The 14,135-nt window shown below is 65.6% G+C and carries 11 protein-coding genes and 1 tRNA gene; 7 read left to right on the top strand and 5 right to left on the bottom strand.

Going from position 1 to position 14,135, the window contains the following annotated elements; genetic code table 11:
* Window positions 1-40 precede the first annotated feature (40 nt).
* Window positions 41-1,324: a phosphopyruvate hydratase gene (gene eno, locus BLM15_RS07960; protein ID WP_126111970.1), complete on the bottom strand. Its 1,284-nt coding sequence runs from the start codon at window positions 1,322-1,324 to the stop codon at window positions 41-43.
* 158 nt (window positions 1,325-1,482) lie between these two features.
* On the opposite strand from eno, the gene queF reads away from it, so the two are divergent.
* Window positions 1,483-1,938 carry a preQ(1) synthase gene (queF, locus tag BLM15_RS07955; RefSeq protein WP_126111968.1) on the top strand — a complete coding sequence of 152 codons (456 nt, stop codon included), beginning with the start codon at window positions 1,483-1,485 and terminating at the stop codon, window positions 1,936-1,938.
* A 58-nt stretch (window positions 1,939-1,996) separates the two neighbouring features.
* Here the strand turns inward: queF and BLM15_RS07950 are convergent, their stop codons facing one another.
* The 4 genes from BLM15_RS07950 to BLM15_RS07935 are packed head-to-tail and all read right to left on the bottom strand — an operon-like array spanning window position 1,997 to window position 5,974.
* Window positions 1,997-3,217: an MFS transporter gene (locus BLM15_RS07950; protein ID WP_126111966.1), complete on the bottom strand. Its 1,221-nt coding sequence runs from the start codon at window positions 3,215-3,217 to the stop codon at window positions 1,997-1,999.
* On the bottom strand, window positions 3,210-4,079 hold the full coding sequence (gene kdsA / locus BLM15_RS07945) for a 3-deoxy-8-phosphooctulonate synthase (protein WP_126111964.1): 870 nt from the start codon (window positions 4,077-4,079) through the stop codon (window positions 3,210-3,212). Before kdsA ends, BLM15_RS07950 begins: the two co-directional genes overlap by 8 nt.
* A 40-nt stretch (window positions 4,080-4,119) precedes the next feature.
* A complete protein-coding gene (locus BLM15_RS07940) occupies window positions 4,120-4,524 on the bottom strand; it encodes a DoxX family protein (RefSeq protein WP_126111962.1) in 405 nt (134 codons plus the stop codon).
* 4 nt (window positions 4,525-4,528) lie between these two features.
* The gene (locus tag BLM15_RS07935; RefSeq protein WP_126111960.1) at window positions 4,529-5,974 is read right to left on the bottom strand and encodes a multicopper oxidase family protein; all 1,446 of its coding nucleotides are present in this window, start codon (window positions 5,972-5,974) and stop codon (window positions 4,529-4,531) included.
* Between the two features lie 166 nt (window positions 5,975-6,140).
* On the opposite strand from BLM15_RS07935, the gene BLM15_RS07930 reads away from it, so the two are divergent.
* The 6 genes from BLM15_RS07930 (at window position 6,141) to lon (ending at window position 14,123) form a co-directional block, all read left to right on the top strand.
* Window positions 6,141-6,225: transfer RNA gene (locus tag BLM15_RS07930), tRNA-Leu, on the top strand.
* Between the two features lie 85 nt (window positions 6,226-6,310).
* Window positions 6,311-7,735 carry a trigger factor gene (gene tig / locus BLM15_RS07925; protein WP_126111958.1) on the top strand — a complete coding sequence of 475 codons (1,425 nt, stop codon included), beginning with the start codon at window positions 6,311-6,313 and terminating at the stop codon, window positions 7,733-7,735.
* 144 nt (window positions 7,736-7,879) lie between these two features.
* Window positions 7,880-8,503, top strand: a complete 624-nt coding sequence (locus BLM15_RS07920) for an ATP-dependent Clp protease proteolytic subunit (protein WP_126111956.1) — start codon at window positions 7,880-7,882, stop codon at window positions 8,501-8,503.
* A gap of 323 nt (window positions 8,504-8,826) precedes the next feature.
* The gene (gene clpX / locus BLM15_RS07915; RefSeq protein WP_110491201.1) at window positions 8,827-10,095 is read left to right on the top strand and encodes an ATP-dependent Clp protease ATP-binding subunit ClpX; all 1,269 of its coding nucleotides are present in this window, start codon (window positions 8,827-8,829) and stop codon (window positions 10,093-10,095) included.
* Between the two features lie 203 nt (window positions 10,096-10,298).
* Window positions 10,299-11,294, top strand: coding sequence for a retroviral-like aspartic protease family protein (locus BLM15_RS07910; RefSeq protein ID WP_164547429.1), 996 nt, complete (start codon window positions 10,299-10,301; stop codon window positions 11,292-11,294).
* Window positions 11,295-11,693: 399 nt separating this feature from the next.
* Window positions 11,694-14,123, top strand: coding sequence for an endopeptidase La (gene lon / locus BLM15_RS07905; protein ID WP_126111952.1), 2,430 nt, complete (start codon window positions 11,694-11,696; stop codon window positions 14,121-14,123).
* The last annotated feature ends 12 nt before the right edge of the window (window positions 14,124-14,135 follow it).

Here is a 14,135-nt window from a genome sequence, read left to right as displayed (position 1 = left end):
AAACCGCATGGCGCTGCCTATTGCAGCGCAGCATGATGCCTCAGGCGAGAGCCTTCAGCGCCGAGCGCCCGGCATAGATCGCCTGTGCGCCGAGCTCCTCCTCGATGCGCAAGAGCTGATTGTACTTCGCCGTCCGGTCGGAGCGGGCAAGGGAGCCGGTCTTGATCTGCCCGCAATTGGTCGCGATGGCGAGGTCGGCGATGGTCGCGTCCTCGGTCTCGCCCGAGCGATGCGACATCACGGCGGTGTAGCCGGCGCGCTGCGCCATCTCGACGGCGGCCAGGGTCTCGGTCAGCGTGCCGATCTGGTTGACCTTGACCAGGATCGAGTTGGCCGTCTTCTCCTTGATGCCCCGCGACAGGCGGGTGACGTTGGTGACGAAGAGGTCGTCGCCGACCAGCTGGCACTTGTTGCCGACGAGATCGGTCAGCGCCTTCCAGCCCTCCCAGTCATCCTCGGCCATGCCGTCTTCGATCGAGACGATCGGATAGCCGGCGACCAGTTTGGCGAGGTACTTGGCCTGCGCCTTCGGATCGCGGGTTTTGCGTTCGCCTTCATAGACATAGGAGCCGTCTTTGAAGAACTCGGTCGCGGCGCAGTCGAGCGCCAGCGCGACGTCTTCGCCGGGCTTGTAGCCGGCCTTCTCGACCGCCTGCATGACGAAGTCGAGCGCTGCTTCCGCCGACTTGATGTTGGGGGCAAAGCCGCCCTCGTCGCCGACATTGGTGTTGTGGCCGGCGTCGTGCAGGGCCTTCTTCAGCGTGTGGAAGATTTCCGCGCCCATGCGCAGCCCCTCGGCGAAGGAGGGCGCGCCGATCGGCATCACCATGAATTCCTGGAAGTCGATCGGGTTGTCGGCATGGGCGCCGCCATTGACGATGTTCATCATCGGCACCGGCAGGACGCGGGCCGAGGTGCCGCCGACATAGCGATAGAGCGGCAGGCCGGACGCATCGGCGGCCGCCTTGGCCACGGCGAGCGAGACACCGAGAATGGCGTTGGCGCCGAGCTTGCTCTTGTTCGGCGTGCCATCGAGCTCGATCATCGCCTGGTCGATCGCCGCCTGGTCCTCGGCGTCCATCGCGACAATCGCTTCGGCGATCGCGACATTGACGGCCTCGACCGCCTTCAGCACGCCCTTGCCGAGATAGCGGCTCTTGTCGCCGTCGCGCAGCTCGACCGCCTCATGCGCGCCGGTCGAGGCGCCAGACGGCACCGCGGCGCGGCCCATCGAGCCGTCTTCGAGCACGACATCGACCTCGACCGTCGGGTTGCCGCGGGAATCGAGGATCTGGCGGCCGATGATGTCGATGATCGCGGTCATGGCAGGCTCCGGAGCTGAGTGGGCAAGGGATGCCGCGCTTCTAGACACAAGCGGCGGCGACGGGAAGGGGCGGTGGCGTTTATCCGGGCCGGGCATTAAAAGCCGCGGCAACGCCAGCGGCCGTGATCGACGGGCGCCCACTTGCTCAGGACCAAGCCATGACACTCGACGCCTCGACCCTCCAGCTCGGCAAGGCAAGCGACTTGCCGCGCTCGCCGGAGGAAGCCCGCCTCGACCGCGTGCCGAACCCGCATGCCGGCACCGATTATCTCGCGCGCTTCACCTGCCCGGAATTCACCTCGATCTGCCCGGTCACCGGGCAGCCCGATTTCGGCATCCTGGTGATCGACTACCTGCCGGGCGACTGGCTGGTCGAATCGAAGTCGCTCAAGCTCTACCTCAGCGCCTTCCGCAACCACGGCGCCTTCCATGAGGACTGCACCGTCGGCATCGGCAAGACGCTGGTCGAGCTGCTCCAGCCGAAATGGTTCCGCATCGGTGGCTACTGGTATCCGCGTGGCGGCATCCCGATCGACGTGTTCTTCCAGACCGGCGAGGCCCCGAAGGGCCTGTGGCTGCCCGACCAGGGCGTCGCGCCCTATCGCGGGCGCTGAGAGCTTGCCGCCGAAAAGTGCGAAGCGGTTTTCGGATTACGGCACGCTCAAGAGAAACTCAGGTCCGGCTGCCCGCCAACGGCAGGATACGCGGCGTTGCGAAGCCGAGCAGCGTGATGCCAGCGGCGAAAAGCAGGATCGCGCCGCCGGTGCCGAAGAGGTGCAGGGCGGCGCCCATCAGCACCGGCCCGAGCGCATGGCCGCAGAACAGGGCACAGGCGAAGAGCGCCACCGCCGAGCCGCGCGCGGTCGGCGCGAGCTCGGTTGCCTGTGCCTGGAAGGTGCCATGCATCAGGAAGAAGCCGAAGCCGCTCAGCGTGAAGATCGCGACCGCGCTCCACCAGGGCAGGAAAGGGAGCGAGAAGAGAGCGAAGGCCAAGCCCATGACGATGCCACCTAGCGTCGTCATCCTGGTCGGGCCGAGTCGCTCGACCAGGATACGGGTCAGCACGCCATAGACGATGCCGCCGAGCCCGGTGCCGGCGATGACGAGACCGGCCTGCGACGGACCGACGCCGGCACGCTCCTGCAGGATCGCGGCGATATAGGGCGGCATGCCGAAGATCAGGCTGCCCTCGACGATCACGAGCCCATAAAGCAGCTTCGAACGCGGATTGGCGAAGACGGCGGCATAGTTCGCGAGCGCGCCGGCGAAGCTGAGCGGTGCGCGCCGCGCATCCGGCCTCGGCTTCAGCACGATCAGCACCAGCGCACCGGCGATCGCGGCGAGGCCGGCGGCCATCACGAAGACATAGCGCCAGCCGATATGCTCGGCGATCAGCCCCGAGCAGGCGGCGCCGACCATCTGCCCGACGATCATCAGCACCAGGAAGCGGCCGAGCATGACCTGCCGCTCGGCCATAGGCGCCCGGTCGCCGATCGCCGCCATCGCGACCGGGATGATGCCCCCGGCGGCGATACCGGCGACCATGCGCACGACCGTCAGCACTTCGAACGAGCCGGCGAAGGTCACGGCAAGCGACAGGAGCGCGAGCGCGCCGAGGCAGGTCGCGATCGTCCTGAGCTTGCCAAGCGAATCCGCGATCGGCCCGAGGAAAGGCTGGCCTATCGCATAGGCGAAGGAGAACCCGGTCGCGATCGCAGCGACCTGGGCAATGCTGCGCCCAAACTCGGCCGCCAGCGTCGGCACCAGCGGATCGAGCAGGCGCATCGTGAAGGTCGAGGCGAAACCACACGCCCCGAGCACGAGGATCAGTGAATTCAGCGAGCCTTGCGAGGGCGTCGATGGAGGTGGCGGGGCACTTGGGGCGTCAGACATACGCCAGCGTAGAGTGCGCCGCACGCTTGGCAAGGCGATCGAACTCTTGCAGCTCTGCGATCAGCGCATGGAAGTCGCGCAGCGGCACCATGTTCGGCCCGTCCGACGGCGCGTTGTCCGGATCCGGATGCGTCTCGATGAAGACGCCGGCGACGCCGACAGCGACCGCTGCCCGGGCCAGTACCGGCACGAATTCGCGCTGACCGCCGGTCGATGCGCCCTTGCCGCCCGGCTGCTGCACCGAATGGGTCGCGTCGAAGATCACGGGCGCACCGATCTCCGCCATGATCGGCAGACTGCGCATATCGGTGACCAGCGTGTTGTAGCCGAAGGAGGCGCCGCGCTCGGTGAGCATCACGTTCGGATTGCCGCTGTCGGTCACCTTGGCGGCGACATTGACCATGTCCCAGGGCGCCAGGAACTGGCCCTTTTTGACGTTGACGACGCGGCCGGTCTTGGCGGCGGCGACGAGCAGGTCGGTCTGCCGGCAGAGGAAGGCCGGAATCTGCAGGATATCGACAACCTCGGCGACCGGCGCGCATTGGCTCACATCGTGGATATCGGTCAGCACAGGCATGCCGGTGCGCTCGCGAATCTCGGCGTAGACGGGCAGGGCGGCCTCGAGCCCCATGCCACGCTGGCCCTTCACACTGGTGCGGTTGGCCTTGTCGAAAGACGCCTTGAACACAAGGCCGATGCCGAGCTTCTCGGCTGTCTCCTTTAGGGCCTGAGCGATCTCGAGCGCGTGATCGCGGCTCTCCATCTGGCAGGGGCCAGCAATCAAGGCGAGTGGCAGGCCGTTACCGAATCGGACGGGCCTGGCGAGCTCGGCGCCCACAGTGACGATGGCGTTGGCGGTCATGACGGGCTCCTTGGCTTAAGGCCGGGGGTTTAGAAGCCGCTCACTTGGCTGGCAAGCGCCGCCATGGCCAGCGTGTGACGCCGGAAGCGTACAGCGCCGCCCAAATCAGCACCGGCTGGAAGGCGAGACGAGGGCCGTGATACCACCAGTTGCTCGGCAATCCCGGAAGGACGACGCCTTCGACGGCGTGCTTGAGATTGGCCGGGAACACACAAAGCGCATAGAGCGCGAGGCCGATCCCCGCAGCCTTGCGCAGCTTAGGAACAAGCAGGCCGAGTGCGCCCAGAATTTCAGCGATGCCTGTCGCGATCACGGTTAGACTCGGCGCGGGTACCCAGTCCGGCACGATCGGCAGGAACGCCGCGGGCGAGCACAGGTGCAGCAGGCCGGCGGCGAGATAGAATGCCGCCAGCAGCCAAAGTATGGCGCGCCGCCCTGCGCTCATCGCCTCAGGTCACCTCGAACCAGCTCCACAGCCCGCGGTCGAAGCGCTCCAGCACGGTCGAGGAGATCAGCCAGCGCCCGGGATTGTCGGCGATGAAGGCGATGTGCAGGCGCTTGCCCTCGGGAATCTGCACCGTGTCGAGAAAATAGGGCTCCCAGCCATCGTCGAGTGGGTGCAGCAGGCGGAAGCTGTGGCCGTGGACATGCAGCGGCTGCAGGAAGGCGGTCTTGTTGGTGATGCCGATCACCACCGGCGTGCCACGCTTGACGCTGAGCAGCGGCTTGCCCTTCGGATCGCCCTGGCCGCCATTGACCGTCCAGGGCCTGGCGAGGTCGAGCCCGGCGAGGTCGAGCTTGTTCTCAGGCGTGACCTTGGCGCCGCCTTCGATCACCATCTCGGCGCGCTTCGCGTCCTGCAGCCGAACCGCTGCCGGCAGCGCGGGGTTAAGCTGCATCGCAGCGATCGGCGCGCGCGCTGGCTTGGCCGCGCCTTCCGACACGAAGCGAACCAGCGGCACACCGGGCCCGATCAGCGCGGTAACGCTGGCTGCGGCGCCGACCGTCTCCGGCATATCGAATATCACGTCATAACGTGTGCCCGGTGCGAAAGGCAGCTGCCCTCGCACCGGCTCGAAGGTATCGGTCGGCTGGCCATCGACCGCCGCAACGGAGGCCTTCGTCTCGTCGAAGCGCAATCGCATGATCCGCGCATTGCAGGCATTGCCGAGCCGAAGCCGGACGCGAGCGCCCGGCGGAAGCTTGACCGGCAGCGGCGGCGGCTTGCCGTTGACGGTGAGCCAGCTGCCGAGCCGCCCGGCAGCGGCGCCGTCCTGCCCATCGGCCGCGAACGGCAGGAGCTTCTGGTCGTCGCCGAGTAGCCAGTCGCCAATCAGGACGGGCAGGTCGAGGTCGACCGAAGGCGGCTCCTTCTCCTCAACGATAAGCATGCCGGAGAGCCCGCGGCCGGACGGCTCGGACGAGCCGCCGATCAGCATCGGGCGATAGAGGAAAGTCCCGGAATCGGGCGGCGTCAGCCGATATTCGAACTGCCCGCCCGGCGGCGCCGGCTCTTGGCTGAAGCCGCCGACGCCGTCCATGGCATGATCGGCGCGCAGGCCATGCCAGTGCAGGGAGAGCGGCTTGTCGGTCCGATTCTGCAAGGTGAGACGCAATGTCTCGCCCTGCTTGACCTTGAGCACCGGACCCGGCGTAGCGCCATCGAAGGCCCAGATCTCCGTTTCGGGCGCCGGTGCAGGCCGCAGCCGCACCTTGGTCGAGGTCGCGACAAGGTCTCGCACCGCGCCGCCGGTAGGCGGCGTCGATGCAGTCGGCGCCTGCTGGGCCAGTGCGGAAAGCGGCGAGAGCAGGGTCGCGGCCCCGGCGGCCTGTGCGATCACAAGGCGTCGGCTGGGATGAGGGCGCGAGGCCGGCGGCGAGGCGTCTTTTCTCATGCTCGCGACATAGCCGGGCCGTGCTGTTCTGGCGAGTGGAAAGCCGCTCGGGAGCGGTCTTCGCAGAACTGTCGCATTTTTTTGCTGCATGACGCGCCCGAAATGGTATAGCGGCGCGGCCTACGGTGCTGCTGTCGCGAAGACTGCGATATGGCGCACCGGGTCGGCGGGCGTGGCGGAACTGGTAGACGCACTGGTTTTAGGTACCAGCGGCGAAAGTCGTGGGGGTTCGAGTCCCTCCGCCCGCACCAGGATTCGGATTTCGCGAGCGCGGCGGCGGTCACCCGGCGTCGCGCTTTGGACATTGAAGTAAAGAGCTGTTGGCGGATCAGAACGATGAACGTGACGGAAACCCTGTCCCAGGGCCTCAAGCGCGAATTCCAGGTGGTGCTGAACGCCGCCGACCTCAAGACCAGGCTGGATGACGGCCTCGCCGGCTTGCAGGGCAAGGCCCGCATTAATGGCTTCCGGCCCGGCAAGGTCCCGGTCGGCCATCTGCGCCGGCTCTATGGCCGCTCGGTCATGGCCGATGTCGTCCAGAACGCCGTCAACGAGGCGAACCAGAAGATCATCGCCGACAACGAGCTCAAGCTCGCCTTCGAGCCGCAGATCAAGTTCCCGGAGAACAAGGACGAGATCGAGTCCGCGATGGAAGCCAAGGGCGACCTCGCCTTCACCGTCGCGCTCGAGGTGCTGCCGAAGATCGAGATCGTCGACCTGTCGGACGTCGCGCTCGAGAAGCCGGTCGCCGAGGTGCCCGAGGCGGATGTCGATGCCGCGCTGGAGCGCATGGCTTCGCAGAACCGCAGCTTCGTCTCGAAGAAGGAGGGCGCCAAGGCCGCCAAGGGCGATCGCCTGCTGATCTCCTTCGTCGGCACGCTCGAGGGCAAGCCCTTCGACGGCGGCACCGGCTCGGAAATCCCGCTCGAGCTCGGCGCCGGCCAGTTCATCCCTGGCTTCGAGGAGCAGCTCGAGGGTGTCAAGAAGGGCGACCAGCGCACCGTATCGGTGACCTTCCCCGAAAACTACGCGGCTGAGAATCTCGCCGGCAAGCCGGCCGAGTTCGCCGTCACCGTCGACGACGTCCAGGCGCCGGGCGATCTCAAGATCGATGACGAGCTCGCCAAGGGCTTCGGCATGGAGTCGCTCGAGGCGCTGAAGACCGCGATCCGCGAGCAGGTCGGCCGCGAGTTCGGCGAGCAGTCCCGCCGCAAGGTCAAGAAGAGCCTGCTCGACGCGCTCGACGCCAAGTACAGCTTCGAACTGCCGCCGACCCTGGTCGAGCAGGAGTTCGCCGCGGTCTGGAGCCAGGTCGAGGCGGACATGAAGAACGCCAACAAGACCTTCGCCGACGAGAACACCACCGAGGACGAGGCTCGCGCCGAGTACCGCAGGATCGCCGAGCGTCGCGTGCGCCTCGGCCTCGTGCTGGCCGAGATCGGCGAGCAGGCCAAGGTCCAGATCGCCGACGACGAGGTGACGCAGGCTCTGATCCAGCGCGCCCGCCAGTTCCCGGGCCAGGAGAAGCAGGTCTGGGAGTTCTATCGCAAGAACCCGCAGGCTCTCGCCGAGATCCGCGCCCCGATCTTCGAGGAGAAGGTCGTCGACCATCTGCTCGGACAGGTGAAGGTCTCCGACAAGTCGGTTTCGCGCGAGGCACTCTTCGCCGATGACGAGGACGAAGGCGCCGCCGAGACCAAGCCGAAGGCGGCCAAGGCGAAGAAGGCCAAGAAGGCCGCGGACGACGAGGCTTCGGCCTGATCCTTCCGCACCTAGCTTACGATTTCGCGCCGCCCGCACCCCGCCGGGCGGCGCTTCCCTTTTCAGCCGCCACCGGCATGCTTATGTGGGGTTTCGCCGCTCTCGGCTGATTCTCGCCCGCTTTGACCCCAAGGACCGACCATGATGCGTGACCCGATCGAGACCTATAACAATCTCGTCCCGATGGTGGTCGAGCAGTCGAGCCGCGGCGAGCGCGCCTTCGACATCTATTCGCGCCTGCTGCGCGAGCGCATCATTTTCCTGACCGGCCCGGTCGAGGACTACTCCGCCTCGCTGATCGTGGCGCAGCTGCTCTTCCTCGAAGCCGAGAATCCGAAGAAGGAAATCTCCTTCTACATCAACTCGCCCGGCGGCGTGGTGACCTCGGGCCTGTCGATCTACGACACCATGCAGTTCATCCGTTGCCCGGTGACGACGCTCTGCGTCGGCCAGGCTGCCTCGATGGGCTCGCTGCTGCTGACCGCCGGCGCCAAGGACATGCGCTTTGCCCTGCCGAACGCCCGGATCATGGTCCACCAGCCCTCCGGCGGCTTCCAGGGCCAGGTCACCGACATCTTGATCCATGCCCGCGAGGTCGAGAGCCTGAAGCGGCGCCTGAACGAGATCTATGTCAGGCACACCGGCCGGTCTTACGAGGATATCGAGGGCGCGCTGGAGCGTGACAACTTCATGACCTCCGAGCAGGCGCGCGATTTCGGGCTGATCGACAAGGTCATCGACAAGCGCGCGGACGAGGCGGCTGCCTAAAGCACTGGCCGGAAGAGCGGGTGCCGGCTTTCAGCGGAAGCCGGTACTTTAAATGGCTACCCCGGCACGACGCGCCTGTGGGTTGGCGAGTGGTTCCCGAAGGACCATATTGCCTAGAGACTAGGCCCCATGTTTGCATGGGGCATCGGAAGGGCGCAGCAAGGCGCTCGAGCGGTCCGGTTTTGGGTCAGTTTCGTCGCCACCTGCGCCAGAGCGACGCGTTAACCTAAAAATCGTGATCTGAGCGCCTATTATGACGGGGAGACGACATCAGCCTGCCGTTATTCGGTGGCGGATTTTGTCCTCCGAGATGGAGAATCACGATGAGTAAGGCCAGCGGCGGCGATTCCAAGAGCACGCTCTACTGCTCCTTCTGCGGCAAGAGCCAGCATGAGGTCCGCAAGCTGATCGCGGGCCCGACGGTGTTCATCTGCGATGAATGCGTCGAGCTCTGCATGGATATCATCCGCGAGGAATCGAAGTCCGCGCTGGTGAAGTCCAAGGACGGCGTGCCGACCCCGAAGGAGATCCGCAAGGTTCTCGACGACTACGTCATCGGCCAGGACCACGCCAAGAAGGTCCTCTCCGTCGCGGTCCACAACCATTACAAGCGGCTCTCGCACGCCTCGAAGCACAACGATGTCGAGCTGGCGAAGTCGAACATCCTGCTGATCGGGCCGACCGGTTCGGGCAAGACGCTGCTGGCGCAGACGCTGGCGCGCATTCTCGACGTGCCTTTCACCATGGCCGATGCGACGACGCTGACCGAGGCCGGTTATGTCGGCGAGGACGTCGAGAACATCATCCTGAAGCTGCTGCAGGCTTCCGACTACAATGTCGAGCGGGCTCAGCGCGGCATCGTCTACATCGACGAGATCGACAAGATCAGCCGCAAGTCCGACAACCCTTCGATCACCCGCGACGTCTCGGGCGAGGGCGTGCAGCAGGCCCTGCTCAAGATCATGGAGGGCACCGTCGCCTCCGTGCCGCCGCAGGGCGGGCGCAAGCATCCGCAGCAGGAGTTCCTGCAGGTCGACACCACCAACATCCTGTTCATCTGCGGCGGCGCTTTCGCTGGGCTGGACAAGATCATCTCCAGCCGCGGCAAGGGCACCTCGATCGGCTTCGGCGCGACGGTGAAGGGGCCGGACGACCGGCGTACCGGCGCGATCTTCCGCGAAGTCGAGCCTGAGGATCTGCTCAAGTTCGGCCTGATCCCGGAATTCGTCGGCCGCCTGCCGGTGCTGGCGACGCTGGAGGACCTCGACGAGGCGGCGCTCAAGACCATCCTGACCGAGCCCAAGAACGCACTGGTCAAGCAGTATCAGCGCCTGTTCGAGATGGAGGACACCGAGCTCACCTTCACCGACGAGGCGGTCAGCCTGATTGCCCGCAAGGCGATCGAGCGCAAGACCGGCGCGCGTGGGCTGCGCTCGATCATGGAGGGCATCCTGCTCGAGACCATGTACGAATTGCCGGGGCTGGAAGGCGTCGAGCAGGTCGTCATCGGCCCCGAGGCGGTCGAGACCAAGTCGCGCCCGCTGTTCATCTATGCGGACCGCGAAGAAGAGGCCAAGTCGGCCTCGGCCTGAACGACTTGAGCGACTTGCCCCGACGGCGTAGCCTCTCACCAGAGACTATGCCGGGGGGCGGCCTTGACGACATATCGCGATAGCGAGCGCGCGGGTCGATGATGGCTCGCGCCGCAATAAGCTGCATTTTCGCCAGCCTGGCCATGATCGGAGCGGCGCTTCAGCCGACTCCTGCCGGGGCCCAGACCAGTTCCGACCCGCTGATGCGGGTCTTGTCCGATCTCGGGATCGAACTGCCGGTCGTCCTCGCGACGAAAAGAGCTGTTGCGGCGCCCATCGAAGCCCTGTCGCGCGAGCGCTGCGACCGGGAGGCCGCGCTGGCCCTCGCCGACGGTCTGAAACAGGCCGGTTATCGCCGCGAGGGCGCTGAGGCGCTCGTTCGCTTCTCCGACAATTGCGGCGGCTTCGTCGATGCTCTCCGCCGGGCGGCGAATCTGCTGCTGGATCTGTCGGATTGGACCGCCGCCGCCGTAGTTGCGAACAAGGTCATCGCTGAGCAGCCACACTCGGATAATGGCTATTACCTGCGGGCCCTTGCGAACGACAAGGCGGGCAAGTTCAACGAGGCGATCGACGATTATCTGACCGCGATCGCGTTGTTCGGGAACAAGGACCGCATCTCGTCGGCCGCTTATTTCGCCGCCTCCCGGGCCTATGAGAAGCTCGGGCAGTACTGCGATGCGATCGTGCCGATCGAGGCCTGGGTCGCCGTCAATCCCTTGCGTAATGATGACAGTCGCGCGCAGGCGGTGATCGGCTCTTTGCGCAGCAAGGGGCAATGCGCGGAAAGGGCCTTCGCGCCTGACGAGACCATCCCGATCACACGGAGCGGGCAGGTCGTGACCGTGGCTGCCACCGTCAACGGTACGAAGGGCGTTTTCATCATCGACACGGGTGCGACCTTCGTTTCACTCCGCCAGAGCTTTGCCGATCGCGCCCGGATCGTGGTCGATCCCACGAGCAAGGTGCGCCTGCATACGGCGAATGGCATTGTCGAAGCCCGTCGTGGCAGGGCCGCCCTGATCGAGCTCAAGCGCGTTCAGGCGACGGAGGTTCCGGTCGTCGTGCAGACCGATGCTGCCGGCAGCTACGGCGCGCGAGTCGATGGCCTTCTCGGAATGAGTTTTCTCAGCCGGTTCGATGTGATGATCGACAGGCGCAGCGTCAGGATCCGGTCGCGCGGCGGCACGAAGCTTTGATACTGGGCTTTCTAGGCCTGCTCGTCGGGGGTAGCGAAGAAAAGCCCAAAACAGCTCGGACTGAGCAAAGCTGGGTCCTTGTTCAATTCGGAACACGCGCCGATTGGCGCGCGTTTTGCCTTGTAAGTTTGGGCGGATACGACTGCCCGCACACTGCTTTTGCATTGGCGGAGCCATCACGGCCTCGTGTGCTGGCTGCGGCAGAAGCTGCGGTGGACTGCGTGAGGCGTCGCTTGAAAGCCGGCGTCGAAGCATCCACTTTATGTTCACTTGCGAGAGTCGCGTGCCTGTAGAGGGCGTGGCTCGCAGGGGCGCCTGGCGCGAATGGTCGCGCCGCGCGGTACGTCCGCTCGATTGCCTTTCCAGGGGTCGGCCGGGCGAAAACTTGAAGGACTAGACATGACTGGCTCGACGCCCCGCGCCCCGCTTGTCCCCGGTACGACCGATACCTATCCGGTCCTGCCGCTGCGCGACATCGTCGTATTCCCGCACATGATCGTGCCGCTCTTCGTTGGCCGCGAGAAGTCCATTCGCGCGCTTGAGGAAGTCGTCAAGAATGATGGCCTGATCCTGCTCGCCACGCAGAAGAATGCCGGCGACGACGATCCGGAGACCGGAGACATCTACGAAATCGGCACGCTCGCCCGCGTGCTCCAGCTGCTCAAGCTGCCCGACTCGACCGTAAAGGTGCTCGTCGAGGGCATCGGCCGGGCGAAGGCGCAGACCTACACCGCGACCGACGACTTCTATCAGGCCGAGGCCGAGGCGCTCGCCGAGGAGGCCGGCAAGAAGGTCGAGGTCGAGGCGCTGGCTCGCTCGGTGATCAGCGAGTTCGAGAACTATGTGAAGCTCAACAAGAAGATCTCGCCCGAGATCGTCGCGGCGGTCTCCCAGATCGACGAGCCGGCCAAGCTCGCCGATACGGTCGCCTCGCATCTCGCGGTCAAGATCGCCGACCGCCAGACCGTGCTGGAGGTGATGAACGTCGCCCACCGGCTCGAGAAGGTGCTCTCCCTGATGGAGAGCGAGATGTCGGTGCTGCAGGTCGAGAAGCGCATCCGCTCGCGCGTCAAGCGCCAGATGGAGAAGACCCAGCGCGAGTACTATCTCAACGAGCAGATGAAGGCGATCCAGAAGGAGCTCGGCGACGGCGAGGAAGGCCGCGACGAGCTGGCTGAGCTGGAAGAGCGCATCGCCAAGACCAAGCTGACCAAGGAAGCGCGCGACAAGGCGATCGCCGAGGTCAAGAAGCTGCGCCAGATGTCGCCGATGTCGGCGGAAGCTACCGTCGTGCGCAACTATCTCGACTGGCTGCTCGGCATCCCGTGGCAGAAGCGCTCGAAGATCAAGAAGGACCTCGCTGCCGCCCAGCAGGTGCTCGACGACGATCATTTCGGCCTCGACAAGGTCAAGGACCGCATCGTCGAATATCTCGCCGTGCAGCAGCGTGCCAACCGGCTCGCTGGCCCGATCCTGTGCCTCGTCGGCCCTCCGGGCGTCGGCAAGACCTCGCTCGGCAAGTCGATCGCCAAGGCGACCGGCCGCGAATTCGTGCGCATGTCGCTCGGCGGCGTGCGTGACGAGGCTGAGATCCGCGGTCACCGCCGCACCTATATCGGCTCGATGCCCGGCAAGATCATCCAGTCGATGAAGAAGGCCAAGACCTCGAACCCGCTCATCCTGCTCGACGAGATCGACAAGATGGGCCAGGACTTCCGCGGCGACCCGTCGGCGGCCCTGCTCGAGGTGCTCGATCCCGAACAGAACTCGACCTTCAACGACCATTACCTCGAGGTCGACTACGACCTGTCGAACGTGATGTTCGTGACCACGGCGAACACGCTGAACATCCCGCCGGCCCTTCTGGACCGCATGGAGGTGATCCGTATCGCCGGCTACACCGAGGACGAGAAGGCCGAGATCGCGCGCCGCCACCTGATCCCGGGGACGATCAAGAAGCATGGCCTCGAATCCAAGGAATGGTCGATCGACGACGAGGCCCTGACGACGCTGGTCCGCCGCTACACTCGCGAGGCCGGCGTGCGCAACCTCGAGCGTGAGCTCGCCAACACCGTCCGCAAGGCGGTGAAGGAGATCGTGCTGACCAAGAAGAAGAAGGTCGCGGTCACACCGGCGGTGCTGGAAGAGTATCTCGGCCCGCCGCGCTATCGCTATGGCATGGCGGAGACCGAGGATCAGGTCGGCGTCGTCACTGGCCTGGCCTGGACCGAGGTCGGCGGCGAGATGTTGACGATCGAAGGCGTGATGATGCCCGGCAAGGGCAAGATGACCGTCACCGGCAATCTGCGCGACGTGATGAAGGAATCGATCTCGGCAGCGGCATCCTATGTCCGCTCCCGCGCCATCGATTTCGGCATCGAGCCGCCGCTCTTCGACCGGCGCGACATCCACGTTCACCTTCCCGAGGGGGCGACTCCGAAGGACGGTCCATCGGCGGGCATCGGCATGGCAACGGCCATCGTCTCGGTCATGACCGGCATCCCGGTTCGCCGCGATGTCGCCATGACCGGCGAGGTGACGCTGCGGGGCAGGGCGCTGCCGATCGGCGGCCTCAAGGAGAAGCTCCTGGCCGCCCTGCGCGGCGGTATCAAGAAGGTGCTGATCCCCGAGGAAAACGCCAAGGACCTGGTCGATCTGCCGAAGTCCGTGAAGAACGGGCTCGAGATCGTGCCGGTCTCGCGGATGGATCAGGTGCTCCAGCATGCGCTGGTGCGCCAGCCCGTCCCGATCGTTTGGGAGGAGGACCTGAAGGCGGCAACGCCCAAGGCCACCGAGGACGACGCGGCTACGGGGCTCGTCGCCCACTGAGCCCATTGTTCG

The sequence above is a fragment of the Bosea sp. Tri-49 genome (assembly GCF_003952665.1).
Classification (GTDB): Bacteria; Pseudomonadota; Alphaproteobacteria; order Rhizobiales; family Beijerinckiaceae; genus Allobosea.
This window is presented reverse-complemented; position numbering and strand designations above follow the sequence as displayed.

Coding starts and splice junctions, on each gene's coding strand:
- eno (WP_126111970.1), bottom strand. CDS start 1,324: ATGACCGCGATCATCGACATCATCGGCCGCCAGATCCTCGATTCCCGC.
- queF (WP_126111968.1), top strand. CDS start 1,483: ATGACACTCGACGCCTCGACCCTCCAGCTCGGCAAGGCAAGCGACTTG.
- BLM15_RS07950 (WP_126111966.1), bottom strand. CDS start 3,217: ATGTCTGACGCCCCAAGTGCCCCGCCACCTCCATCGACGCCCTCGCAA.
- kdsA (WP_126111964.1), bottom strand. CDS start 4,079: ATGACCGCCAACGCCATCGTCACTGTGGGCGCCGAGCTCGCCAGGCCC.
- BLM15_RS07940 (WP_126111962.1), bottom strand. CDS start 4,524: ATGAGCGCAGGGCGGCGCGCCATACTTTGGCTGCTGGCGGCATTCTAT.
- BLM15_RS07935 (WP_126111960.1), bottom strand. CDS start 5,974: ATGAGAAAAGACGCCTCGCCGCCGGCCTCGCGCCCTCATCCCAGCCGA.
- tig (WP_126111958.1), top strand. CDS start 6,311: ATGAACGTGACGGAAACCCTGTCCCAGGGCCTCAAGCGCGAATTCCAG.
- BLM15_RS07920 (WP_126111956.1), top strand. CDS start 7,880: ATGCGTGACCCGATCGAGACCTATAACAATCTCGTCCCGATGGTGGTC.
- clpX (WP_110491201.1), top strand. CDS start 8,827: ATGAGTAAGGCCAGCGGCGGCGATTCCAAGAGCACGCTCTACTGCTCC.
- BLM15_RS07910 (WP_164547429.1), top strand. CDS start 10,299: ATGCGGGTCTTGTCCGATCTCGGGATCGAACTGCCGGTCGTCCTCGCG.
- lon (WP_126111952.1), top strand. CDS start 11,694: ATGACTGGCTCGACGCCCCGCGCCCCGCTTGTCCCCGGTACGACCGAT.